Below are 24,358 nucleotides of genomic sequence, written 5' to 3'. Positions count from 1 at the left end.
GTTGCCTTTTCTGTTAGCTGCCCGTTGGAGTTAAGAACAGCATCAGCCGTACGATCAGATTCTGTCCATGTCATCCATGCCTTCTCGTTGTACTCAACAACGTCATCCACACGCACGTTCCATCTCCTGGACTGCTCACTGATGGGGCCAAGCGGCCAGCCCATCTGAACCAAGGACACAACACCACCCAAGACAACCAATGACTTGGACACGGGCAGACGAGGCATATCCAATAAGGCCAAATGATAAGCCCAGGCTATGTAGCTGTCGTCACTTGATCCCGATCAGGCAGGAGTTGCGACCAGGCATGACTACTGATGAACAAGCAAGGCGCTCAAAGACAGCTCAAGACGCTTCACTATCGCGTCCACTAAGCACCACATCCAGGGACATGAATGACCATTAATTAACTGGTAAGAGGGCCACCTCTGTTTCTCAATAAGCCACCACCTGCCCCCAGTGATTAACGGATACAACTCTTCACTACTGATCAGGTTTCTTGATCATTCGTTATGCGGATGGGGAGACTTGAACTCCCACGACATTGCTGCCACTAGTACCTGAAACTAGCGCGTCTACCAATTCCGCCACATCCGCTGGCGTGTGTCGCTAAGCGACCCTTGAAACATACGACATCGGCACTCAGCTGTTGCTTCGAACGTCAAGACAGTTTGGAGGCCGGCCGTCTAGACGGTCTCAGGCGTAGCCGTCAAAATAATAATTCGGCAGGAAATAACAGGGATGACAGCCGCGGCGCCCGCGTCTCAAGACAATCTCAAGCCCCATCTTGAGATCCAAGGCGGCAACAGACTGCAAGGCGAGCTCCGAGTGAGCGGCGCCAAAAATTCCGCCCTGGTGCTGATGACAGCTGCCCTACTGACGGAAGACACGCTGACCCTCAGCAACGTGCCTCCTCTGACTGATATCGATGGCATGGAGAGCATCCTGGTTTCCATGGGAGTAAAGGTCCGGCGCAGCAGTGAAACCATCCAACTTCAGGCTTCCGACCTCACCAGCGCAGAACCGCCCTACGAACTCGTCAACGGGCTCAGAGCCAGCTTCTTCGCAATCGGTTCAATTCTCGCTCGCATGGGCCACGCCAAGGTTCCTCTACCTGGTGGCTGTCGCATTGGTGCACGCCCTGTGGTGGAGCACATCCGCGGACTGAAAGCACTTGGAGCCGTGGTGACTGTTGAACATGGCGTGGTCTCGGCCACGGTTCCTGGCGATCGCAAACGTCTGAAAGGGGCCTCGATTGTTCTCGACTGCCCGAGCGTCGGCGCCACGGAAACGATCCTGATGGCTGCAAGCCTGGCAAAAGGCACCAGCGTGATTGAGAACGCAGCGCAGGAGCCTGAGGTTCAGGACCTCGCCAACCTACTGAATGCCATGGGAGCTCGCATCAGCGGAGCCGGCGGTCCATCCATCACCGTTGAAGGCGTGGAGCGGCTGCACGGTTGCGACTACACGGTGATTCCCGACAGGATCGAAGCAGGCACCTTCCTGCTGGCTGCCGCAATCACGCGCTCAACACTGCGCATCGCCCCAGTTGTTCCTGATCACCTCAACTCGGTGCTTCAGAAATTGCGCGACTGTGGTTGCGTTCTCGAGTTCGATGGCGATGGCATCGTCATCACCCCAGGCACCATCAAAGGCATTGACATCACCACCCAGCCTTTCCCAGGTTTCCCAACCGATCTGCAGGCACCATTCATGGCCTTGCTGGCGACAGCCCAAGGCACCAGCGTGATCACTGAAAAGATCTACGAGAACCGCATGCAGCATGTCGCGGAGCTGCAGCGCATGGGTGCAGCCATCCGTGTTCAAGGCAACGCCGCTGTCGTCGAAGGTGTTCCCTCCCTCAGTGGAGCTCCTGTGAATGGAACCGATCTGCGCGCCTCAGCCGCCATGGTGCTTGCAGGCCTGGTGGCCAAGGGCAGAACGCAAGTGAGTGGTCTGAACCACCTCGACCGGGGCTACGCCGACATTGAAGCGAAACTCACGGCCAGCGGTGCGAAGTTGGAACGTCACTGTTCCTAAGACGCTGCTCTGAACTGCATCGCCTAAAGTGAAAAAGTGGGAGCGTGGCGGAATTGGTAGACGCAGCGCACTCAAAATGCGCCGCCTTCGGGTTTGTCGGTTCAAGTCCGACCGCTCCTATTGATCCTCAAGGTCTCCGACAGGATTGATCTGATCACTGCTAACGCGGCAGGACTCTGCGAGAGAATGCGTGAGTCATTGATGTCCTCCGGGCAACAACCCTGAACGATCCATGGTGGAGCCAGCGCCAGTGCCCCCTTCCGATGCGGTGATGGGTACCTACAACCGCTTCGCGCTCTCCCTCCAGCGCGGCAAGGGTTGTTGGGTCTGGGATGACAAAAGCCGTCGCCACCTCGATGCCGTTGCCGGCATTGCCACCTGCACTCTGGGGCACAGCAACAGAGCGATGCGCAAGGCTCTCACCGGGCAGCTGCGCAAGCTGCAGCACGTTTCCAATCTCTACCGAATTCCAGAGCAGGAAGCGCTGGCCAAGTGGCTGGTGAATAACAGCTGCGCAGACAGTGTGTTTTTCTGCAATTCAGGGGCTGAAGCCAACGAAGCGGCGATCAAACTGGCCCGCAAACATGGTCATCTGCGCCGGGGAATTGAACGGCCGGTGATCATCACTGCTGCGGCCAGCTTCCATGGACGCACGCTGGCCGCGGTCAGCGCCACAGGACAACCCAGATACCACCAAGGTTTTGAACCCATGGTGGAAGGCTTCGAATTCTTCCGATACAACGATCTCGCGGATTTCGAACAGCTGCTCGAGCGCCTGGAACAGAACGGTCCACGCGTGGCCGCGGTGCTGATCGAGCCTCTTCAAGGCGAAGGAGGCGTGAATCCCGGTGATCCCGAGGTGATGCAGGCGATCCGTGAGCACTGCGATCAACGCAACATCCTGCTGATCTTCGATGAAGTGCAGGTGGGGATGGGCCGCACCGGCACGCTCTGGGGTTATGAGCAGCTCGGTGTTCGTCCCGATGCCCTCACCCTGGCCAAAGGCCTAGGAGGCGGACATGCCGTCGGCGCGCTGATGGTGCGCCACAACGCTGATCTTTTTGAACCGGGCGACCACGCCAGCACCTTCGGCGGCAACCCTTTCGCTTGCCAGGCTTGTCTGACGGTGGCCAGCGAAATCGAAAGGCGCAATCTGCTGCGCAATGTGCGCGAGCGGGGCGCCCAGCTGCATGAGGGACTCAACAGGCTCGTGGACCATTTCCCCAATTGTTTAGAGGGATCGCGTGGTTGGGGGCTGCTTCAGGGCCTGGTCTTCAAGGAAGACTGCGGGATCACTGCGGTGGACGTTGTGAAAGCAGCTCTGGAGGAGCAGTTGCTGGTGGTGCCCGCCGGTGCTCAGGTGGTGCGAATGGTGCCCGCTCTGGTGATCAATGCCCGAGAGATCCAGGTCCTCCTCACACGCCTGGAACGCGCCCTGAACCGTGTGAGCTGAGTGACGCCACAGGGAAATCCCCCCCATGAACTGAGTGATCTGTTGCCGGGCTTTGACGTCCGTGGCATGGACCTGTCGCTGGACAGGATGATGATCGCTCTGGAGCATCTACATCAACCGGCTCGGTCGATTCCTGCCGTTCAGGTCGTCGGCACCAATGGCAAGGGGTCCATCGCCTGCCTCATCCACTACGGATTGATGGCAGCCGGTTTGTGCTCAGGCCTCACCACATCGCCCCATCTGGTGAGTTGGTGTGAACGCATCCGCGTCAACAACCAGTTGATCTCGATCACGGCCTTGCGTCAGACGCTCGAGCAGTTGCAACCACTGACCGAACAATGCCGCCTCACTCCATTCGAGCAACTGATCTGCAGCGCGCTGATTCACTTCGAAGCCCAGAGGCCCGACTGGCTCGTTCTGGAAGCAGGACTGGGAGGCCGACTGGATGCCACCACAGCCCACAGTTGGCGGCCTCTGATCGCAGTGGCGTCGATCGGCATGGACCATCGCGAGCATCTGGGCCCCAGCCTTCAAGCCATTGCAGCAGAGAAAGCCGCAGCCATTGGTGAGGGTGCCCATGTGATCAGTGCAACCCAAGAACCCGAGGTATCTGCGGTGCTCGAGCAACGAGTCAACGAGGTGCAAGGCACCCTGCAGTGGGTCGATGCACTGGATGAAAGCTGGAACCTGGGTCTTTCAGGGGCCTTGCAGAAACGCAATGGGGCCGTTGCTGCAGCTGCACTGCAGTGGATGAGCACACGCAATGAGGTGATCTCAAGCCGAGCCATTCGTGAAGGTTTTGCAGCGGCACGCTGGCCCGGGCGCTTGCAGTGGATGCGCTGGAGGGGCATGAGGCTGCGGGTGGACGGAGCCCACAATCCACCTGCTGCCATCGAGCTAGCACGAGAGCGCTGCGGTTGGTCATCCGCTGGCAGCCGGCAGATCTGGATCCTGGCGATCCAGGCGCAGAAACAGGCACCGGAGATGCTTCAACAGCTGCTCGGCCCTCTTGATGAGGCCTGGATTGTTCCGGTGCCTGGGCATCGCAGCTGGAGCTTGGGGCAACTGAAGCCAGCGCTGCCGCTGCAGGCCCAACAACTGAAGTCAGCTGAGACTGCTCTGGATGCACTCAATCAGCTGCTTGATCAGGGTTGGCCCGCATCCGCCCCGGTGATCGCAGGATCGCTTTACCTGATCGGCCAGTTAATGGAAAACGGCACATTGGAGGCAGAGTGAACGTCAAGCCACTCGCTGGAACCATGAAATCGCTGCTGAAGGTGCTTGCCGCACTCACCCTGGTGATGACCTGGCTGACGCCGTTGACTGTTCTGGCCCTCGATACCTCTGCTGGGGTGGGACTTCAGGACAGGGCTCTGTTTCAAGACCGAGTGGATTACACACTCACCAATCAGAGCGATGCTGACTTTCACGACCAGCAACTCACCAACACCTCCTTCGCAGGCGCCGTGGGACGCGGCGCTGATTTCAGCGGAGCCAACCTGCATGGGGCGATCTTCACGCAGGGAGCTTTTGCAGAGGCTGATTTTCATGGAGCCGATCTCAGCGATTCGCTGATGGACCGGGCCGACTTCACGCGCACGGATCTGCGCGATGCTCTGCTGATCGGTGTGATCGCTGCCGGCAGCAGTTTTGCAGGAGCCGATGTGGAGGGCGCTGACTTCAGCGACGCGCTGCTGGACCGGGATGATCAGCGCCGGCTCTGCCAGGTTGCTGAAGGCGTCAATTCCAGCACGGGTGTCTCCACCCGCGACAGCCTCAACTGCTGAACCCCCCAAGTTTTCCCGGATTGAGCAGTCCGGCTGGGTCGTAACGGTGCTTGGTGGCCACCTGATCCCCATCCACCACACCAAGGCCACCACCTTCCACGGTGAGCACATGCGGATTGAAGATCAGTGCGCCAAGATCTCGACACTCCTGCATCAATCGCTCCAGTGCTTCAACGCCGCGCCAGCGCACCAGTGGAAGTGATGCAAGCCGCTGAACGCCCTGCTGCCTGACAGCCTCCAGATGCCAGAGCAGATCATCACCCCAGGCCTGCTTGAGTGTGCTCAAACAGTCGATCTCCGGTTGGGGCAGCAGCATCTGTAGGTAGGTCCAGTCAGGATCGCGCTGGCGCAGGTGCAGCGTCGTGTGATTCCAGCTCAGCTCTCGCAGACCATTGCCTTGGCGGTCGGACTCCGCCCCGAGATGGGTCAGAACAGCCCCCATATCTGCCGCCAGCCGCTGAACCGTGCTCACCGCATCGGGAGCCACCAGCAGCAATAAGCGATCAGAACGGCGCTGAGGCAGATCCCACTTCGGCAGCAACTCAACCACCGCTGCCTCAAGAACGGTGCAGAGATGCAGGTCAATCGCTGCTGAACTGCAACGTCTTGCCAGCTCCACTGCCGTCGCCCAGTCGGGACAATCCACAACCACTTCCTGCCAATCAACATGCAGTGCCGTGGCCAACCGCAGTGCCGTGATGATGCCATTGGTGCCGTAGGCATGGTTCAACGCCTCGGCATCGCTGGCATCGAGCTGAAGGACCCGCGGCTCCTGCTCCATGGTTACCACTTCCAGTCCGAGCAGGTGCCCCGGATCGCGAAGAAAGCCCCAGCGCACGGAGCCGATTCCACCGGAACCACCGGCAATGAATCCACCGATCGTGGCGCTGCGCCAGGTGCTTGGCATCAGACGTAACTGCCGGCCAAAACCGGCCAGCTCCCGGTTGAGATCTTTCAGCAGGCATCCGCACTCAACCTCGGCAACGCCGCTGACCTGATCAATGGAGCGCACGGCCCTGAGCTGGGTCATCACCATCACCACCCCAGATTCCAGCGGCACGGACTGGCCGTAATTGCCCGTGCCTGATCCACGCAGGGTCAGAGGTACGGCATGACGCCGGCAGGCTGCCGCCACGCGAACAACCGCCTCCACGCTGTCCGGCCTCACCACAAGCTCTGCACGGCAGTGAGCCAACCGCTGCGACAGCACCGGCGAGTAGTCGTAGGCATCACGAGACAACCGTTCCAGTTCCTCCGGCTGCGACAACAACCTGAGGCCAGGGACTGCTGCCAGCTCAGTTCGCAGGGCATCAGGAAGCATTGGTCGGTCTGAAAGGCGTTACGACCAATCCTGCACCCAATGTCCACCGGCAAGAACCCGGCGTGGACAAGCCATCGCCAGCAACTCAGGCCAGCCAGCCTCGGGCAGATGAATCAGATCCGCCGGTGCTCCGGCCCGCAGGCACCCGTCCCAGGCAAGGCCCATCAGCCGAGCCGCATCGGTGCCGAACGGCTTCATCCCATGGTCATCCCAGGGGGCAAGTTGGGCCAGGGGGAGACACATGGCGATCAGAGCCAGAGGATCGAGCCGCCCTCCTGGGAACCAGGGATCTTGAACGTTGTCACCACCCACAGCGACGGAAACACCTGCGCGCTGCAGCTGCCGAATCGGTGCCAACGGCCGGCGCAAAGGCGTCTCGTTGTCTCGATGACCCAGCAACCAGCCATTGGTGAGCGGCAACGCCACCACCTGCAGGTTCTGACGGGCCATACGGGTAGCTAACCGCTGCAATGAACCCGCTGACAGCAGCGACAGGCTGCTGGCATGGCTGCAAGTGACAGGAACAGACAGGCTCATGCTCTCGAGCACACGCAGCAGCTGTCGCACCCCAGCCGCCGGATGGGAGGCCGCTTCATCGATATGCAGATCCACAGGGCAGCCATGTTGATCGGCAAGCTCCAGCAGTCGGCGCAGGGCCTGGCGCGTCGCTCGACCTCGACAGGGAGGAGCAAGAACACCGCCGATCACGCCCTGGGCCTGGGCCACCTCAGCCGCCAGGTGTTCACCCTCTGGCGTCGACCAGTGCTCCACTGGCACCAGCGCAACAAGTTGCAGCTCGATGCGCTCACGCCACCGAGCTCTCAGAGCCGACAACACCTCCCAGCTGCAGTCCGCACCAGGCCCGAGGCTGTCGATGTGACTGCGCACGGCCCTCAGGCCATGGTCCCAAGCCAGTTGCAAAGCACGTTCCGCACGCTGCTGAACCCGCTCGGCCGAGCGGGTCTCGTGTTCCCTGAAGTTGGCCGCCAAGGCTCCTGAATAAGTCCCAGCTGGATTGGGGTACTCGTTCCAGGAGAACGCCTTATCCAGATGGGCATGGGGTTCCACCAGTCGGGGTAGCACCAGCCCCGTGGCCTCCGATGTGGCTTTCACCGACTGGATCCTGCTGCCAGACCAGGACAGGACCACGGGAATCAGCCCATCCACATCAGCCGTTGGCGACGGATCAGAGCCCAGATCGAGCAAAGAGCGCGGACAACGTGCTCTTAGCTCACCGGATGCCAACGAAAACCCTGCTGTGCTCATTCGAGCTTGCCGGCATCCGAATGAGCGTTGAGCACCCAAAACTGGCCTGCAAGTCCGAGGCTGGTCACGGAGTAGCGCGGCAATCGCAAGGCGGGCAAGAGGTTCTGACCCCCCACAGTCGTGACATACACACTGGCCAGCCCGAGGTTCCAGCGACGGGTGAACTGGTCGGCCAGCAAGGCCAGCGCCGGCTCTTGATCGGCGATCAAGCGAGGACAATCACTGATCCAAAGCCGCAGCACCATCGGCAAGGTCTGACGCTCACAGACCTCCTTGGTGGCCAGAGTCACCAATGTTTCCCCGGCAAAGTCCTGGTAATCGTCCCTGGTGGGATTGGTCACGAACAGAGCAACACAGCTTCCTGCCACCACCAGCACAGCTGCAGCCACCGTTGCTGAAGGCCAGCGCCAACGAGGCGAAGACATGTGGGTGTCACTGCAGGGCGAATTGATAGATTCTTACTGACGCGGCGGGCGTCGCCAAGTGGTTAAGGCAGCGGCTTGTGGCGCCGCTATTCGGGGGTTCGAATCCCCTCGCTCGCCCTTTCAACCTTTGAACAGGTGTTCTGTTTCAGGGCTCATCAATGCCTGAAGCAGATCATCGGCTCCATGCCGGATGGGATCCCTGCAAACAATCCCGAGACGCTCGCCCACCTGCTCGACAACCTTCAACGCCTGCTGATCATCCAGCCGGGCTGTGTTCAGTGCCAATGCCCGCACCCTGGGAGCGGCAGGGCTGCCGGCAGGGCGGCCGATCGCTGCTAGCGCTTCGCAGATCACCACCAGCTCCTCCAGAGAAGGCAGCGGGATGTCCGGCAGCCGATCAATCGTGGACTGCTGAGCGCGATGCACCATCATCAGCGCCGTTGGCTGACTTCCCCTCAATAAGGGCAGGGTGGCCGTGGAACCGGGATGGCAGAGCGATCCCTGACCCTCCACGAGCAGCAGACCCTTGGGCGGCAGAGTTTTCGCCGCTGACAGCACCGCGGCTTCCACAGCACCAGCAGCGAAATCAACCCGAACCGCATCCAGAGGGACCCCCTGGCCACTGATCAGGATCCCTGCCTGACCGGTCCCCACGAAAGCGGAGGGAACTCCTGCCCGAGTGGCGGCCTCGTGCACAGCCAAACAGGCGCTCATCTTGCCGACAGCCATGTCCGTTCCCACGGCCAAAATGCGCTGACAGGGGAGCGCCGCAGCGCGAGCTTTGCCCACGCCGAGTCCGGCCGGCTCACGGCGCAGGTCCCAGATCCAGCAACCGGGTTGCAACGCTGCTTGCAGCTCCTGGTCATCGTTCAGATAGCTGTGCAGACCACTGGCGATAGACAGGCCGGCATCGAGTGCCGCCAACACATCGGTCCGCATAGCGTCGGGCAAACCCCCTCCTGATGGCGCCAGACCAACGACAGCAACCGTTGGTCCGTAGGGGAGCGCCTCCGCCAGATCGCGCACCAAGGGCACTGGCCTGGCAATGCCTGTGACATGGTCCAGCCGCTCTCCAGCATGCTCAGGATCAATCACAGCCACGATCGGACCAGGTCGATGGCGAAGCATCGCCAATCCGGTCTTGCCAGTGAGCGACGCCAACCCCCCGTGCTGCATCAGCACCAGAGGCATGGCAGCAAAGCCTGAAGGGCACTGAGTGATGGATTCAAAACTCAAGTGATCGCGGCCACAGCAGTGACCATGGATCTAGCAACGCCCACCAGCATGCGCGCCCAGCAAGCGAAGACCGACCCTGAAGCGTGAATCAACGGCAAGGAACTCCGATCACTGACCTGACGCACAACGCGACCACGCAACAAAAAATCATCAACTCAATGAAAAGTCACGATTTTTTGTGTCGCTAGCAGCCGCAAAAGCAGGCTTTTGGAGACCAATGACACAGAACACTGTAGAAACTTGATTGTCATTGATAAGCAAAAAATATTTTTGTGTTTTGCTCAATCTCGAGCAGCTGTGCTGATTAATGTTCTCTTCAGAAGGCTGCGTTTTTCCGGGGGCACGACTCATGTCCAAAGGACTGAAAGAGGCAAGTTTTTTCGGCGCCACATTCCTGCTTGGCCTGGCCACATTGGAGACACTGCTGCATTTCGCTGGCTTCTGAACAGCTTTTTTGAAGCCTGAAGCACACTTCACGAGTGAATCAGCCAGTGCTTTCGGAAGTACACAATTTCATCGTGGTGATCCATTTGAGATTGCGGCAATTAAACCTCGACTGAAAAGCGAAACGACGATGCTGCAGACGATCCCCTGAACAGCATGCAGGGACCAACCTTCATGGCACTGCGCATGCAGATCAAGGAGATAGAACAGCTAATTGTGGACCGAAGTTGAGCTGGAAAATGCTCCACAACTTCCAGGAAACCTCGAGCTAAATCGGCGGTCCATCAGGCTGCGCAGAACAGTCTTCGATGCATGATTTTGAAAACCATGCAATAATCATTAAACGCCGAAGAGCCCAGAAGGGTCCACTGCGCGAGAACCGATAAGTCGAATTCAAATGAATCGAAGAGAGATCGCTCCCCATCGGGAGTGGAGAAGGTCTGGCAAACCTGCCAAGGCCTATCAAATCACTGGCTACGAGTCGCCCCAGAGACGTCGTTATCTGCGTGAGCTAGCGGAACAAGAGGCCAGCCAATCAGCCTGAACCCACCGCTTTGCTGCTGATTCCCAACCCAGCGGAAATCGGGGGAGACAGTCTGTCTTGATCAAGCGGAAGCCCGAGATAAGGATCGTCCACAAGATTCAGATGACTGTCGAGGTCTGGCCAGCGGATCAACGGCAACAGCTGGCATGCCGCTCCATTGAGCAGTGTGCTGTCTGAGTAACAGCCCACCATCAGATCCAGGTTCAATCGCTCAGCGACTCTGGCCATCAACAAGGCCTCCGTTAATCCACCGGTTTTGAGCAATTTGAGATTGACCCCATCCACATGAGGGGCCAAGCGCAGCAGATCCTTCAGATCCCAGCAGCTTTCGTCGGCAACAAGCGGCATGCTGCAGTGCTCTCGCAACGCCGCAAAACCCTGCAGATCCTCCTGAGGATCGAGGCTTGCAGCGACAGGCTGCTCCAGCAGAACTACATCAGCAGCCACGAGCTCTGCTTGCATCTCCCTGGCTTGCTGCACGGTCCAGCCACCATTGGCATCGACCTGAAGCTCATGGGCCTCGCCGGTCTGCTGTCTGCGGGTTTGAAGCATCGACGCCACCGCCCGCAGCAGTGCCTTGTCATGGTCGAGGCCTTCAGGACTGCCCAGCTTGAGCTTGATACGGGTGGCGGGCAGTTGCGTCCACCAGCGATGGAGCCGCTGCTGCACACCCTCCACCGAAGCCAGGCCCAGGGTGACGCTGGTGGCCACAGCGCAGCGTCCATCCAGGCCGAACAATCGCCAGATCGGTTGCTGCAAGAACTGACCCCACCAATCCAAGAGCACGAGATCCACAGCACAACGCGCCGGTGGGGAGAGGCTGCTCAGCAGCGGATCAACAACGCTTCGATCGGCAGGATCAAGCCTGTTGAGAGCGGGCAGCGCACCCTGGAGTTCAGCCTCGATGCCGTCCAATCCATAGGAGCGGTGACCGGTGTCTAAACCACCGGTTTCACCCCGACCGGTGATCCCGTTATGGCTAATGCACAGTTCAAGCCGTTCCACAGCTGATGTGGTGCCTCGGCTGATCGCCAGAGGAACCGCCTTGGTGAGCGGAAACCGACGCAGAGACCAGCCCATGCAACGTGCGCACCGAACTTCAAAGTGACACAGGACGTTTGTGAACCACACTGAAGGAAGGTTCCCTCGTCGGCGGTCCATCGGACGGCCCTCCGCCTTGACCGTTACCGCCTCTCCCTCAACCGCTCAAGTGCCAGGCCTGGAGCGGGGCAGTTACTGGATCACCACCTTCGGCTGCCAGATGAACAAGGCTGATTCCGAGAGAATGGCCGGCATCCTGGAGTCGATGGGGTATCGGGAGGCCACGGCCGAGCTGGACGCCGATCTGGTGCTCTACAACACCTGCACGATCCGCGACAACGCGGAGCAAAAGGTCTACAGCTACCTCGGGCGCCAGGCACGCCGGAAACGCATCAACCCCCATCTCAAACTTGTGGTCGCGGGCTGCGTTGCCCAACAGGAAGGTGAATCACTGCTGCGGCGCGTGCCCGAACTGGATCTGGTGATGGGCCCGCAACACGCCAATCGGCTGGAAACCCTGTTGCAGCAAGTTGACAGCGGTCAGCAGGTGGTGGCGACTGAAGAGCACCACATTCTTGAAGACATCACCACCGCGCGCCGCGACAGCAGCATCTGCGGCTGGGTCAACGTGATCTATGGCTGCAACGAACGCTGCACCTACTGCGTTGTGCCCTCCGTGCGTGGCAAGGAACAGTCGCGCCTACCGGATGCGATCAGGCTGGAAATGGAAGGTCTGGCCGCGCAGGGGTACCGGGAAATCACCCTGCTGGGTCAAAACATTGATGCTTATGGCCGCGATCTCCCTGGCATTACTGCCGAAGGACGGCGCAAGAACACACTCACCGACCTGCTTTATCACGTTCATGACGTTGAGGGAATTGAACGGATCCGTTTCGCCACCAGCCATCCCCGTTACTTCACCAGGCGTTTGATTGATGCCTGCGCCGATCTGCCCAAGCTCTGCGAACACTTCCATATCCCCTTCCAGAGCGGAGACAACGACGTGCTGCAGGCCATGGCGCGCGGATACACCATCGAGCGTTATCGCAAGATCATCGACTACATCCGTGAACGCATGCCTGAGGCCTCACTCAGCGCCGATGTGATCGTTGCGTTCCCCGGCGAAACCGACGCCCAGTTCAGACGAACCCTGCAGCTGATCGAGGAGATCTGCTTTGACCTGGTAAACACGGCCGCCTATTCACCACGGCCCAACACCCCAGCTGCGAACTGGGAGAACCAGCTTCCCGAGGACGTGAAGGTGGCACGCCTTCAGGAAATCAATGCCCTGGTGGAGCGCTGCGCCAAGGAGCGCAACGACCGCTATGCCGGCCAGATCGAAGAGGTGCTGGCCGAGGGCATCAATCCCAAGGACCCCACGCAGCTGATGGGACGAACGCGCACGAACCGCCTGACGTTTTTCAGTGCAGTGGGCGCCGATGGCCGGAACTATCAGCCGGGCGACCTGGTTCAGGTTCGGATCAATGCGGTGCGTTCGTTCTCTCTCAGTGGCACTCCCGTGCACGGCTGATACGTTTGCGGCGCAGACCTTCTTACAGATCTTCCCCCCATGCCGACTTCCCCTCTCCGCGTTGGCGTGGTGTTCGGAGGTGCTTCCGGGGAACACGACGTTTCAATCCGGTCGGCCTCAACGGTGATCAAAGCCCTGGGCGACCCCAGCAATCGGGAGAGGTTCCAGGTGACCCCCCTCTACATCGACCGTGAGGGGCGCTGGTGGCCGGACACCATTGCCCAAAGGGTGCTGCAACAGATGGCAGCGCTGGCCGATGACCAGCTGCCTCAACCACTGCCAACACGAGGACTGCGCCAGTTGCCGCTGGATCCCGATCAAATCGATGTCTGGTATCCCGTTTTGCACGGACCCAACGGAGAGGACGGCACGGTGCAAGGTCTGTTCACGCTGATGCAACAACCCTTCGTGGGTTCAGGCGTACTCGGATCCGCCGTGGGCATGGACAAGCTGATGATGAAAGCAGCCTTTGCCGACGCCGGCCTCTCCCAGGTTGCTCACATCGAAGTCAACGCGGCAGACCTCAACAATCCAGAACAGCTGGAGCGTGTGCTGATCAGGCTGGAGAAGGAGCTTGGCTATCCCTGCTTTGTGAAGCCCGCCAACCTCGGCTCATCCGTGGGCATCAGCAAGGTGCGCAATCGCGATGAACTCCTAGCAGGCCTGCGACTGGCAGCGGAACTCGATCCACGCTTGGTGGTGGAACAGGGCGTCAAAGCTAGGGAGCTGGAATGTGCCGTCCTTGGACGTACGCATCTGAAGGCTTCCGTGGTGGGTGAGGTGCGGTTCGACGCCGATTGGTACGACTACGAGACCAAATACACCGAAGGACGCAGTCAAACGCTGATCCCGGCACCCCTGCCCGATGCCGTCAGCCAACGGATTCAGGCCATGGCCATTGCTGCCTGCCGCGCCGTTCACGCCTACGGACAGGCACGTGTGGATGTCTTCTACGACGAAGCGAATGGGCAGATCTGGCTGAATGAGATCAATACACTGCCGGGCTTCACCTCTCAGAGCATGTATCCCACTCTCTGGGAAGCCTCCGGTATTCCTTTGCCACAGCTGGTGGCGGAGCTGGTGGCTACAGCGCAAGAATGAGCCTTCTGCCTCCGCTGCTGCCGCGATGATGCACGGTTTGCTCTGGTTCCCGCTGCTGCTGGTGTTCGTGCTGCTGGCGTCCTTGGGCTGGCTGGAACGACGACGCCAGAATCTGTTTCGGGTCTGGAGCGAATCATCCGAGCTGGCCAAACTCGATGGCTGCGGCGCAGCACGACTGAAGAACGGTGAGCTGTGCTGGAGCAGTTTCCATGCCGGCAGCTTCAAGGATGAAGGTCGCTTTGTGATCAAGACACTGGAATTGGTGGAGTTGATGTCGCTCTCCTCGGGTGATGCGCCGCTGGCCCATGAGTCGCAGGGTCGCTGCCGCTTGAGGCTGATCGGGGAAGGCCAACAGATGGACGTGCCCTTCTCGGATGCGGAACGGGCCCGCCGCTGGATGAATCAGTTGATGGCGAAGGCTCGTTGCGACCTGTGATGGCCCGCTCGAAACTCAACAAACAGGACAGAAGCAACAGCAGCGCTCCCCTTCCTCCGGGCGTCGAACGTCGTCGCAGGCTGCGCCAGGAAAAACGCCAGGAGCGGTTGATTCAGAGCTGGCGCATCTTGCTGTTTGGCGGAGTCTCAAGCGGACTGATCTGGGTTCTGCTCAGTGCCGGCTGGAGTTTGCGCTCGCAGCAGCAGCTGACAGTCCGAGGCAGCGATCGCCTCGGCAGTGATGCGGTGGTCAAAGCAGCCGGCCTGCGCTTCCCAAGACCCTTAATCACCTTGGAACCAGGACGACTCGAGCGTCGATTGCTGGCCGAACTCCCGGTGCAGTCCGTGTCAGTGCAGCGCCGTCTTGTCCCACCTGGGCTGGAGATCGAGCTGAAGGATCGTCGTCCAATCGCGGCGGCCAGCCGCATGGGGGCCCGCGGCAAGGAACAGGGCATGGTCGACGTTGAAGGCCATTGGATGCCACTCACCGTTGCGCGCCAAGGGGAAGCCCCCGCCAGTGCGGTGCGAGTGGAGGGGTGGATTCCCAGCCGGCGTTCGATGATTGCGACGGTGCTGGACAAACGAGATCTATTGGGCAGTCCGTTGACGGTGATCCATATCGCCCCAGATGGTGATCTCAGCCTGCGCACGCAAACGCTGGGTCTGGTGCGGCTGGGCTCCAATGAACGGCTGCTGGATCAACAGCTCAGCACCATCGCCCTGCTGTCAAAAAGTCTTCCCGAAACCCTGCGAGGCAAAGCCAGCAGCGGCATCGATCTTTCAGACCCTTCCAAACCCGAATTGCAGTTGAAAGCGGATCCGAAACAGAAAACGAGCAAACCCTGACCAGAGGTTGCAGCGTGCTGAAACCACAACGAGTGTTATTTGAATTCGGCGATCGTGGCTCGCAGGGACATAATGCACACGCACCTCAATGGTTCGACGACGGCGATGGAGATGGTGAGCGGTCAAATGTCCCCTTCTCCTGATTCAGCAGGAATTCTTCCCTCTCAATCCGCCCGAATTGAAGTCATCGGCGTTGGTGGCGGCGGCAGCAATGCGGTAAACCGCATGATTCAAAGTGACCTTGAAGGGGTTGCTTACAGAGTTCTGAACACCGATGCACAAGCCCTGCTGCAATCATCGTCAGAACATCGCGTTCAGCTCGGGCAGACCCTGACACGTGGCCTCGGGGCCGGCGGTAATCCCAGCATCGGTCAGAAAGCAGCTGAAGAATCCCGCGCTGACCTGCAGCAGGCCCTTCAGGGTGCGGATCTTGTCTTTATCGCAGCCGGCATGGGTGGGGGCACGGGAACCGGTGCGGCGCCCGTGGTCGCCGAGGTCGCCAAGGAAAGTGGCGCCCTGACGGTTGGCATTGTCACCAAGCCCTTCGGCTTTGAGGGCCGTCGTCGCATGCGCCAGGCCGATGAGGGCATCGCCCGGCTGGCCGAGCATGTGGACACCTTGATCGTGATTCCCAACGACCGTCTACGTGATGCGATTGGCAGTGCACCTCTTCAGGAAGCCTTCCGCAGCGCAGATGATGTTCTGCGCATGGGTGTGAAGGGCATCACCGACATCATCACCTGTCCAGGCCTGGTGAATGTTGACTTCGCTGATGTGCGCTCGGTGATGACGGAAGCCGGCACTGCCCTGCTTGGCATTGGCGTCGGATCCGGCCGATCGCGTGCGATCGAAGCCGCCCAGACCGCGATCAACAGCCCTCTGCTGGAGGCTGCCCGGATCGATGGTGCCAAGGGTTGTGTGATCAACATCAGCGGTGGCCGCGACATGACCCTTGAGGACATGACCAGCGCCTCCGAAGTGATCTACGACGTGGTGGATCCCGAGGCCAACATCATTGTTGGAGCGGTGGTGGATGAACGTCTGGAAGGAGAGATCCACGTGACCGTCATCGCCACAGGGTTTGAGAATGGTCAGCCTTATCGCACCGAGAGAAGCGTCCCGCGTGCTGCCACCTCAGCGTTCAGCCCCGCTGAATCTCAGGATTCCGGTGCTCGCATTCCTGAATTCCTGAGACAGCGTCAGCAACGCCAGGATGGCGGCCAGAACAACTGACTCAGATTGCAGTGCACTGAATGTGTTGCCCGACTCTGGTTTTCCGGAGTCGGCTATTGCAATGTGGTGACCCGGAGTCCACGCCTGTCCAGAGCATCCCGTGTGGCTGCTGCCTTCCGGTTCTGACCAAGTTTGGGCGTCTGAACCGCATAGGTCCGAGTCACCTGCGATGTTAGCAATGGAAGTCCGCTGATTCGAGAAAGCGGTTGCGCGCCTCTGACCTGATCCGGTTCAAGCAGACCGGCCAACCGATCACCATGCTCACCGCCTGGGATGCTCTGAGCGCCTCCCTCGTGGAGGACGCCGGCGCTGATGTGGTGCTGGTGGGGGATTCACTCGCCATGGTCAGCCTCGGTCACAGCACAACCCTTCCCGTCACGTTGGAGCAGATGCTGCTGCACACACAGGCGGTCTGCCGCGGTTTGAGCAAGCCGTTGGCCCAACAACCGCTGGTGATCACCGACCTTCCCTTCCTTAGCTACCAGTGCGGCTTGGATCGCGCGGTGGCCGCAGCAGGAAGCCTGATCAAACAATCCGATGCAGCGGGAGTGAAGCTTGAGGGCGCCGAACCCGAGGTGTTGGCGGTCATTGAACGCTTAGTTCGCACGGGAATCCCTGTCATGGGGCACCTGGGGTTGTTGCCTCAAGCGGTCCACAGCCTTGGCTACCGCCGTCAGGCCAGGGATCCACGCAGCCAGGAACGCCTCTTACAGCAAGCTTCGGAACTGGAGTCGGTGGGGTGTTTTGCGATGGTGCTCGAGCACGTTCCCTCCGAACTCGCAAGCCAGGTGAGGCGGCGTCTGGCCATCCCGGTGATCGGCATCGGAGCAGGGAATGACTGCGATGGGCAAGTGAGCGTGACCGCCGACCTACTTGGGCTCACCCGCTCACAACCACCCTTCAGCCAAGCTCGGATGGATGGTCGAGGCCTTGGGGTCAAGGCTTTGAGCAGCTGGTTGGATGATCAGCGTCAGCACTCAGCTCCTCCCACCACTCCACCAGCTCCACCAGAACCGCATTGCTGACAGCCATCCCCAGAGGATCGGTGAGCTGCCAGCGAGTGCCGCGCCTGCGCAGCAGATCTGTTGCGAGAAATCCTGCCCAGCGATCCTCCAGTTGAGGCAGCCAGCGGCTGCAAGCTTGCAATGACCAGCCGCAACTCAGGGCTTGTTCCAGCAGGTCAACGCCTTCATGTCGCCTGAGCCCCACGAGCAGACGGTCCTCCAGGCTCATCGGCAGGGCCAACCCCTTCAGCAAAGACGAATGCGGACCGTCCCTCTGCTGCTGGTCGAGCCATTGTCCATAGGCCTCACGGGTGCGCGGCCTCGCGAAGCGCTCACCCCAGGGTGCACTGGTGGCGCCCAAACCAAAAGCCCACCAACCGGCTCCGCTCCAGTACACACGGTTATGCCTGGAGGCATGGCCTGGCCTGGAGAAATTGGAGATTTCGTAGCGGCAGTAGCCAGCCCTAGCCAGGCGATCACTGGTGGCGGCAATCCGATCGGCAGCGCCGTCCTCATCGGGCAACTCCAGCTCACCGCGTTGCTCCAGCTTTGAGAACACCGTGCCAGGTTCCAGGCTGAGGTCATAAATGGAGAGATGAGGAGCACCCATCGCAACTGCACGCTCCAGCTGAACGGCCCAAGCGTCGTCGCTCTGATCAGGCAAATTGCGAATCAGATCAAGGCTCCAGCTCCGCAGAGCACCGTTTAGAACCGCTCCATGGAGCCATTCACAGGCTTCCAGCAGATCCGAGCGGCGATGACGGCGACCGAGGGCTGCCAAAACCTGGTCATCAAAACTCTGACCACCCAGACTCACCCGATTCACACCGCAGCGCAGCAAAGCCTCGAGATCCATCCGCTCAAAGCTGGCGGGGTCCATTTCCAGGGTGATCTCAGATCCGCTCTGCAAGCCGAAACGCACCCTCAGAGCATTGAGCACACGCCCCACCTGTTCAGGGGCCAGCAGCGAGGGTGTGCCTCCTCCGATGTAGACGGTGGCCAAAGGCGGCCCGATTGGAGAACACTCGATTTCCTGCAGCAGCTGGCCGAGATAGGTCTCGATTGAGCGACTCCCAGGCCCACCTTGGGCATCCGCCTTGTCTCCCAACGGCACCACCGCGAAATCGCAGTAGAAGCAGCGCCGATGGCAAAACGGAATATGGATGTAAGCGCTGCGGGGCGCGGGTGCGGTCATCAGCCCGAGCCAGGAGAGTGAGAATGGTGCATGCTGCCTGCAACTGGACTGGGCAGTGAGAACCCAACCTCATGGTCGAAGCGCTCATCATCATCCTGTTCCTGATCTCCGGGACGGCCACCGGCTGGATGGGCGTGCATCTGCTCCCGCAGGAATTGCTCGATGACACCAACGCCCAGCAGGTCCGTTTGGGCCTGAGCGCCGGCGGTGCGGTCATCGGCCTGGTGGCCGGGGTGGTGTTCCGACGGCTGCGGCAGCGACTGATGAATCAGGTGCGCACCATGCCCACCGATCTCCTGGTGAGCCGGGCTGTTGGACTGATCCTTGGCCTGCTGGTGGCCAACCTGCTGCTGGCACCGATTCTGTTGCTGCCTCTTGCCGGCGCCAGCTCTCTAGTGAAACCCCTAGCAGCGATTCTCAGCAACGTGTTTTTCGGCGTGCTGGGCTACAACCTCGCCGAGGTGCATGGACGGACGCTGCTGAGGCTGTTCAACCCAACCTCCACGGAGGCCCTGCTGGTGGCGGATGGTGTGCTCACGCCGGCCACAGCCAAAATCCTCGATACCAGCGTGATCATTGACGGCCGTATTCAGGGAATGATCGGCTGCGGACTGCTGGAGGGGAAGGTGATCGTGGCCCAGACGGTGATCAACGAAATGCAGCAACTCGCCGATTCCAACAACATCGAGAAACGCGGCAAGGGTCGACGTGGCCTGAAGCTGCTCAATGCGCTGCGCGAGACCTACGACAAACGTTTGGTGATCAACACAACCCGCTACGACGGGGCAGGCACCGATGATCGCCTGCTGCAGCTCACGGAAGACACCGGCGGCACGCTGGTGACGGCGGACTTCAACCTGGCTCAGGTGGCGCGGGTGAAGGAGCTCAAGGTGATGAACCTCAGCGAACTGGTGATCGCCCTGCGCCCTGAAGTGCAACCCGGGGATGAACTCAACCTGAAGATCGTTCGCGAAGGCAAGGAGGAACACCAGGGAGTGGCCTACTTGGAAGACGGCACGATGGTGGTGATTGAAAACGCACGAGCTGCAATTGGTGAACGACGGGCCGTGGTGATCACGGGAGCCTTACAAAATCCAAGCGGCCGGATGGTGTTCGGTCGGCTCGACAAAGACGGCGAAACAACCGCCACCAGCAAGAGCATTCCTGGAGCAAAACCGCCCCGCAAAAACCGACGCAATGAGCGTCCAACCCCAGAGTCCCGCTAGGCTCCACCGACCACGGCAGCCCGACGCGGATGACCACATCAGCTCCTTATTACGGCGATTCGTCGGTGATGCGGACTCCGCCCCCGGATCTGCCGTCATTGCTGCTCAAGGAGCGCATTGTCTATTTGGGACTACCGCTCTTTTCCGATGACGACACCAAACGTCAGGTCGGACTCGATGTCACTGAACTGATCATTGCTCAGCTTCTTTTCCTGGAATTTGATAACCCTGACAAACCGATTTACTTCTATATCAATTCAACGGGTACCAGCTGGTACACCGGTGATGCCATCGGCTTTGAAACGGAAGCTTTCGCGATCTGCGACACCCTCCGCTACGTGAAACCGCCGGTCCACACCATCTGCATCGGTCAGGCGATGGGCACAGCAGCTGTGATTTTGTCTGCCGGAACCAAGGGACACCGCGCTGCCCTGCCCCACGCCTCGATCGTGCTGCATCAACCCCGCAGCGGAGCCCAAGGCCAGGCAACGGACATTCAGATCCGTGCCAAGGAAGTGCTGCACAACAAGCGAGCGATGCTTGAAATCCTGTCGACAAACACCGGCCGCAGCGTGGAGGAACTCTCGAAGGATTCCGATCGCATGAGTTACCTCACTCCAGACCAGGCCAAGGACTACGGGCTGATTGATCGCGTTCTCTCCAGTCGCAAAGAGCTTCCAGCTCCCGTTCCGGCCGGCTGATCCGGGCCTCCTCCCTCACGTTTCACTGCTTTCTCTTCACCCCACCAGGACTCATGCCGATCGGAACCCCCAGCGTGCCCTACCGCCTCCCTGGCAGCCAGATGGAGCGCTGGGTAGACATCTACACCCGATTAGGAGTGGAGCGAATCCTCTTCCTCGGTTCCGAGGTCAATGACGCAGTCGCCAACAGCCTGGTTGCCCAGATGCTTTATCTCGACTCCGAGGACAGCAGCAAGCCGATCTATCTGTACATCAACTCCCCGGGCGGATCGGTCACGGCAGGGCTGGCGATTTACGACACCATGCAATACGTCAAGAGCGACGTGGTCACCATCTGCGTAGGTCTTGCGGCGTCGATGGGAGCCTTCCTGCTGGCGGCGGGCACCAAAGGCAAGCGATTGGCCCTTCCCCACAGCCGGATCATGATTCACCAGCCTCTGGGCGGAACTGCCCAAAGGCAGGCCAGCGACATCGAAATTGAAGCGCGCGAGATTCTGCGCATGAAGGAGATGCTCAACCGCTCGATGGCTGACATGAGCGGCCAGAGCTTCGAGAAAATCGAGAAGGACACTGACCGCGATTACTTCCTCAGCAGCGAGGAGGCCAAAAACTATGGACTGATCGACCGAGTGATCGCCCACCCCAACGAGGCCTGATCGATCCGGCACTTGCGTAAGCTCGGTCGTTACCAAGCTCCACGTTCATCGTCCGGATGGCTCAGCTTTTTTACGACTCCGATGCCGATCTCTCGCTGCTCAACGGCAAGACAGTTGCCATCATCGGCTACGGCTCCCAGGGCCATGCCCACGCTCTGAACCTCAAGGACAGCGGTGTGAACGTGGTGGTTGGCCTCTACGAAGGAAGCCGCTCCGCTGACAAAGCCAAGGCCGACGGCCTGGAGGTTCTGAGCGTCTCGGATGCTGCCGCCAAGGCGGACTGGATCATGGTGCTGCTGCCTGATGAGTTCCAGAAAGAGGTCTATGACAAGGAAATCGCGCAACATCTAAGCGCTGGCAAGGTTCTTAGCTTTGCCCACGGTTTCAACATCCGTTTCGGCCTGATCCAGCCTCCCGCCGATGTGGATGTGGTGATGATCGCCCCCAAGGGCCCAGGTCACACCGTGCGTTGGGAATATCAAAACGGTCAGGGTGTTCCTGCACTGTTCGCGATTGAGAAAGACGCCTCCGGCAATGCCCGTGGCCTGGCCATGGCCTATGCCAAGGGAATCGGCGGCACCCGCGCCGGCATCCTGGAGACCAACTTCAAGGAAGAAACCGAAACCGACCTGTTCGGCGAACAGGCCGTGCTCTGTGGCGGCCTGTCCGAACTGGTGAAAGCCGGCTTCGAGACTCTCGTCGAAGCGGGTTACCAGCCTGAGCTGGCCTACTTCGAGTGCCTGCACGAAGTGAAGCTGATCGTGGATCTGATGGTGAAGGGTGGTCTGTCAGCCATGCGCGACTCGATCTCTAACACTGCCGAGTACGGCGATTACGTGAGTGGCCCCCGCCTGATCACCGCCGACACCAAGGCGGAGATGAAGCGAATTCTCTCTGACATCCAGGACGGCACCTTCGCCAAGAACTTCGTGGCTGAGTGCGAAGCCGGCAAGCCCGAGATGAACAAGATCCGCAAGCGCGACGGTGACCACAAGATCGAGGAAGTGGGCAAAGGGCTGCGTTCGATGTTCAGCTGGCTGAAGGCCTCCTAATCAGGGCATCATTCAGCCCTTTCTCCTGGTGATTGCCGCGGCCGGTCTCGACCGGCTGATCGGCGATCCCCTCTGGTCCCCACACCCTGTGGTGTGGATGGGCCGTTGTATCAGCACACTGCGGCGCAGCGTTGAACATTGGAGCGGTGGGCACCCGCGGTGGCTGCGTCTGGGTGGACTAGCCATCACGCTGGTTCTCACGCTTGGCAGCGCCAGCATCGGTTGGTTGATCGAACGGATGGCCCTGGAAACGGACGGCATACTCCAGAACGTCGCTGTGCTGGCACTGGTCGCTGGCCTTGCCAGTGCTCTGGCAGCCAAAAGCCTTGAAAAAAGCGTGCTGAATGTGATCGCAACCCTCCCCCGCGAAGAGAGAGGCAGTCTCTCAACGGCACGAGAGCAGCTCAGCTGGATTGTGGGCCGCGACACGACCTCACTCAGTCGAGACGAGATCCTGCGCGCCACCGCCGAAACCGCCAGTGAGAATGCGGTGGACGGGCTGTTCGCACCGCTGTTCTGGATGTTGGCGGGTGCAGCTCTCTGGAGCCTTGGATTGAGCGACGCGCCAGGGCCACTAGCCCTGGCCTGGGGATTCAAGGCGGCCAGCACCCTGGATTCCATGCTCGGGTACCGCAGAGGAACGCTGCGCTGGCTGGGCACGGCAGGCGCACGACTCGATGACCTGCTGACCTGGCTGCCCTGCCGCTTAGTGATGCTGAGCCTGCCGCTGGTCAGCATGCCCTGGCGCCAGTGGCCAGCTCTGATCAGATCGGCTGAATGCGAAGGCCAGCTCGATGCTTCACCGAATGCAGGACGCTCAGAAGCGATCTATGCGCACTGTGCAGGCGTGCAACTAGGCGGCAGGAACCGTTACGGCGATCGTTGGGTGGATAAACCACTGCTTGGAGCTGATCAGCCCACTGCAGACCCGCGAGGGATCAGCAGAATCCTGGAGCTGACTAGACGACTTGAACTGCTTTGGATCTTGATGGCAGCCATGTTGAGCTGGAGCCTGCAAGTGCGTGCTCAGTAAGCACCACGATCCATTGGCAGCAACAACACACCGAACGTGCGCAGGATGATGGCCATGTCAAGCAAGAATGAACGTCCGCGGGCGTAAGCCAGATCAAGCCTGACCCGCTTGTCATAGCTGAGATTATTTCTGCCGCTCACTTGCCAGAGGCCAGTCAAACCAGGCCGGACCGCCAGAACTTCATCCATGTAGTCGCCATAGCGAAAGATCTCTTCGTTCACAATCGGCCGTGGTCCGACCACACTCATCTGACCACGCAGAACATTCAAAAACTGTGGCAGCTCATCAAGACTTGAGCGACGGAGAAACCTGCCGATTGGCGTGATGCGTGGATCGTTACGCAGTTTGAAATCTCTTTCAAATTCAGCGCGCAACTCTGGTGAACGCTGCAACACCTGAGCCAGAACGGCATCAGCATCAGGCCGCATCGTGCGGAATTTGATGCACCCAAAGCGTTGATAGCCGCGGCCGACCCGTTTCTGCACATAAAACACTGGGCCCGGTGAGCTGAGCTTCACCAACACAGCCAGCAGCAGAAATAGCGGAAAGCCCAGTCCAAGCACTGCCGCTGAAAACGCAAGGTCACCAGAGCGCTTGAGCGATCGGCCAAGCTTGCTCTGAGCACCAACAATGGTGCTAGTAGGAAGCTCCGAAGGCGGAGCTGTCATCAACTTCAGGTGACGACGTGATGGGCGAAGGCGCAGTGCCGATGCAGATGCTGAGAGGAGGGTCTGACGAGGAGTATCAACCACGGAATACCCCTCCCATATCAGACCAATCAACCTGAA

Annotated in this window: 23 protein-coding genes, 3 tRNA genes and 1 other RNA gene; 17 read left to right on the top strand and 10 right to left on the bottom strand. The window is 59.9% G+C overall.

Going from position 1 to position 24,358, the window contains the following annotated elements; translation table 11 throughout:
- Window positions 1–513: 513 nt before the first annotated feature.
- Window positions 514–597, bottom strand: a tRNA-Leu gene (locus SynMITS9220_RS03375).
- 144 nt (window positions 598–741) lie between these two features.
- Here SynMITS9220_RS03375 and murA point away from each other — a divergent pair.
- The 5 genes from murA to SynMITS9220_RS03350 all read left to right on the top strand — a co-directional run bounded on the left by murA (window position 742) and on the right by SynMITS9220_RS03350 (window position 5,280).
- Window positions 742–2,040: a UDP-N-acetylglucosamine 1-carboxyvinyltransferase gene (gene murA, locus SynMITS9220_RS03370; RefSeq protein WP_186990715.1), complete on the top strand. Its 1,299-nt coding sequence runs from the start codon at window positions 742–744 to the stop codon at window positions 2,038–2,040.
- Window positions 2,041–2,078: 38 nt separating this feature from the next.
- Window positions 2,079–2,160 (top strand) — tRNA-Leu (locus tag SynMITS9220_RS03365).
- 112 nt (window positions 2,161–2,272) lie between these two features.
- On the top strand, window positions 2,273–3,493 hold the full coding sequence (locus SynMITS9220_RS03360; RefSeq protein WP_255483203.1) for an aspartate aminotransferase family protein: 1,221 nt from the start codon (window positions 2,273–2,275) through the stop codon (window positions 3,491–3,493).
- 66 nt (window positions 3,494–3,559) lie between these two features.
- Window positions 3,560–4,729 (top strand): folylpolyglutamate synthase/dihydrofolate synthase family protein, encoded by a 1,170-nt coding sequence (locus tag SynMITS9220_RS03355; RefSeq protein WP_186991813.1) that lies wholly within the window; start codon window positions 3,560–3,562, stop codon window positions 4,727–4,729.
- Window positions 4,730–4,752: 23 nt separating this feature from the next.
- Window positions 4,753–5,280: a pentapeptide repeat-containing protein gene (locus tag SynMITS9220_RS03350; protein WP_186990713.1), complete on the top strand. Its 528-nt coding sequence runs from the start codon at window positions 4,753–4,755 to the stop codon at window positions 5,278–5,280.
- Here SynMITS9220_RS03350 and SynMITS9220_RS03345 read toward each other — a convergent pair.
- The 3 genes from SynMITS9220_RS03345 to SynMITS9220_RS03335 are packed head-to-tail and all read right to left on the bottom strand — an operon-like array spanning window position 5,270 to window position 8,292.
- Window positions 5,270–6,601: an FAD-binding oxidoreductase gene (locus SynMITS9220_RS03345; protein ID WP_186990711.1), complete on the bottom strand. Its 1,332-nt coding sequence runs from the start codon at window positions 6,599–6,601 to the stop codon at window positions 5,270–5,272. The two genes, SynMITS9220_RS03350 and SynMITS9220_RS03345, sit on opposite strands and share 11 nt — an antisense overlap.
- Before the next feature lie 18 nt (window positions 6,602–6,619).
- A complete protein-coding gene (locus tag SynMITS9220_RS03340) occupies window positions 6,620–7,867 on the bottom strand; it encodes an amidohydrolase family protein (RefSeq protein ID WP_186990709.1) in 1,248 nt (415 codons plus the stop codon).
- Window positions 7,864–8,292 carry a DUF4359 domain-containing protein gene (locus SynMITS9220_RS03335; RefSeq protein WP_186990707.1) on the bottom strand — a complete coding sequence of 143 codons (429 nt, stop codon included), beginning with the start codon at window positions 8,290–8,292 and terminating at the stop codon, window positions 7,864–7,866. The genes SynMITS9220_RS03340 and SynMITS9220_RS03335 overlap by 4 nt, the downstream gene beginning before the upstream one ends.
- A 44-nt stretch (window positions 8,293–8,336) precedes the next feature.
- On the opposite strand from SynMITS9220_RS03335, the gene SynMITS9220_RS03330 reads away from it, so the two are divergent.
- A tRNA-His gene (locus SynMITS9220_RS03330) sits at window positions 8,337–8,409 on the top strand.
- Between the two features lie 3 nt (window positions 8,410–8,412).
- Here SynMITS9220_RS03330 and SynMITS9220_RS03325 read toward each other — a convergent pair.
- The 3 genes from SynMITS9220_RS03325 to SynMITS9220_RS03315 form a co-directional block, all read right to left on the bottom strand.
- A complete protein-coding gene (locus tag SynMITS9220_RS03325; RefSeq protein WP_186991811.1) occupies window positions 8,413–9,483 on the bottom strand; it encodes a DUF1611 domain-containing protein in 1,071 nt (356 codons plus the stop codon).
- A 41-nt stretch (window positions 9,484–9,524) separates the two neighbouring features.
- The gene (locus tag SynMITS9220_RS03320; RefSeq protein WP_186990705.1) at window positions 9,525–9,668 is read right to left on the bottom strand and encodes a hypothetical protein; all 144 of its coding nucleotides are present in this window, start codon (window positions 9,666–9,668) and stop codon (window positions 9,525–9,527) included.
- Window positions 9,669–10,507: 839 nt separating this feature from the next.
- A complete protein-coding gene (locus tag SynMITS9220_RS03315; protein ID WP_186990703.1) occupies window positions 10,508–11,596 on the bottom strand; it encodes a dipeptide epimerase in 1,089 nt (362 codons plus the stop codon).
- A gap of 79 nt (window positions 11,597–11,675) precedes the next feature.
- Here SynMITS9220_RS03315 and miaB point away from each other — a divergent pair, with 79 nt between their 5' ends.
- The 5 genes from miaB (at window position 11,676) to ftsZ (ending at window position 16,703) form a co-directional block, all read left to right on the top strand.
- Window positions 11,676–13,088 (top strand): tRNA (N6-isopentenyl adenosine(37)-C2)-methylthiotransferase MiaB, encoded by a 1,413-nt coding sequence (gene miaB / locus SynMITS9220_RS03310; protein WP_370594388.1) that lies wholly within the window; start codon window positions 11,676–11,678, stop codon window positions 13,086–13,088.
- A gap of 39 nt (window positions 13,089–13,127) precedes the next feature.
- Window positions 13,128–14,189 (top strand): D-alanine--D-alanine ligase family protein, encoded by a 1,062-nt coding sequence (locus SynMITS9220_RS03305; RefSeq protein WP_186990700.1) that lies wholly within the window; start codon window positions 13,128–13,130, stop codon window positions 14,187–14,189.
- Window positions 14,190–14,214: 25 nt separating this feature from the next.
- Window positions 14,215–14,625 carry a hypothetical protein gene (locus SynMITS9220_RS03300; protein WP_115125256.1) on the top strand — a complete coding sequence of 137 codons (411 nt, stop codon included), beginning with the start codon at window positions 14,215–14,217 and terminating at the stop codon, window positions 14,623–14,625.
- Window positions 14,625–15,470 carry a cell division protein FtsQ/DivIB gene (locus tag SynMITS9220_RS03295; RefSeq protein WP_186990698.1) on the top strand — a complete coding sequence of 282 codons (846 nt, stop codon included), beginning with the start codon at window positions 14,625–14,627 and terminating at the stop codon, window positions 15,468–15,470. Before SynMITS9220_RS03300 ends, SynMITS9220_RS03295 begins: the two co-directional genes overlap by 1 nt.
- Before the next feature lie 72 nt (window positions 15,471–15,542).
- Complete coding sequence (gene ftsZ / locus SynMITS9220_RS03290) at window positions 15,543–16,703, top strand: cell division protein FtsZ (protein ID WP_067094187.1); 1,161 nt, start codon at window positions 15,543–15,545, stop codon at window positions 16,701–16,703.
- Window positions 16,704–16,768: 65 nt separating this feature from the next.
- Here ftsZ and ffs read toward each other — a convergent pair.
- Window positions 16,769–16,865: signal recognition particle sRNA small type (gene ffs / locus SynMITS9220_RS03285), an RNA gene on the bottom strand.
- Window positions 16,866–16,909: 44 nt separating this feature from the next.
- Between ffs and panB the strand changes: the two genes are divergently transcribed.
- Complete coding sequence (gene panB / locus SynMITS9220_RS03280) at window positions 16,910–17,728, top strand: 3-methyl-2-oxobutanoate hydroxymethyltransferase (protein ID WP_186990696.1); 819 nt, start codon at window positions 16,910–16,912, stop codon at window positions 17,726–17,728.
- Here the strand turns inward: panB and SynMITS9220_RS03275 are convergent.
- On the bottom strand, window positions 17,640–18,902 hold the full coding sequence (locus SynMITS9220_RS03275) for a coproporphyrinogen-III oxidase family protein (protein ID WP_186990694.1): 1,263 nt from the start codon (window positions 18,900–18,902) through the stop codon (window positions 17,640–17,642). The genes panB and SynMITS9220_RS03275 overlap by 89 nt on opposite strands.
- Before the next feature lie 71 nt (window positions 18,903–18,973).
- Here SynMITS9220_RS03275 and SynMITS9220_RS03270 point away from each other — a divergent pair, with 71 nt between their 5' ends.
- The 5 genes from SynMITS9220_RS03270 to cbiB are packed head-to-tail and all read left to right on the top strand — an operon-like array spanning window position 18,974 to window position 23,570.
- A complete protein-coding gene (locus SynMITS9220_RS03270) occupies window positions 18,974–20,128 on the top strand; it encodes a PIN/TRAM domain-containing protein (RefSeq protein ID WP_186990692.1) in 1,155 nt (384 codons plus the stop codon).
- Between the two features lie 29 nt (window positions 20,129–20,157).
- Window positions 20,158–20,829, top strand: coding sequence for an ATP-dependent Clp protease proteolytic subunit (locus SynMITS9220_RS03265; protein WP_067094175.1), 672 nt, complete (start codon window positions 20,158–20,160; stop codon window positions 20,827–20,829).
- Between the two features lie 53 nt (window positions 20,830–20,882).
- The gene (locus SynMITS9220_RS03260) at window positions 20,883–21,485 is read left to right on the top strand and encodes an ATP-dependent Clp protease proteolytic subunit (RefSeq protein WP_067094172.1); all 603 of its coding nucleotides are present in this window, start codon (window positions 20,883–20,885) and stop codon (window positions 21,483–21,485) included.
- A gap of 56 nt (window positions 21,486–21,541) precedes the next feature.
- Entirely contained in the window at window positions 21,542–22,537 is a 996-nt protein-coding gene (ilvC, locus tag SynMITS9220_RS03255; RefSeq protein ID WP_186990690.1) for a ketol-acid reductoisomerase, read from the top strand.
- A 28-nt stretch (window positions 22,538–22,565) separates the two neighbouring features.
- The gene (gene cbiB, locus SynMITS9220_RS03250) at window positions 22,566–23,570 is read left to right on the top strand and encodes an adenosylcobinamide-phosphate synthase CbiB (protein ID WP_186990688.1); all 1,005 of its coding nucleotides are present in this window, start codon (window positions 22,566–22,568) and stop codon (window positions 23,568–23,570) included.
- Here the strand turns inward: cbiB and SynMITS9220_RS03245 are convergent.
- Window positions 23,564–24,238, bottom strand: coding sequence for a sugar transferase (locus SynMITS9220_RS03245; protein ID WP_186991809.1), 675 nt, complete (start codon window positions 24,236–24,238; stop codon window positions 23,564–23,566). The genes cbiB and SynMITS9220_RS03245 overlap by 7 nt on opposite strands.
- Window positions 24,239–24,358: the final 120 nt, after the last annotated feature.

It is taken from the genome of Synechococcus sp. MIT S9220, assembly GCF_014304815.1.
Taxonomy (GTDB): Bacteria; Cyanobacteriota; Cyanobacteriia; order PCC-6307; family Cyanobiaceae; genus Synechococcus_C.
This window is presented reverse-complemented; position numbering and strand designations above follow the sequence as displayed.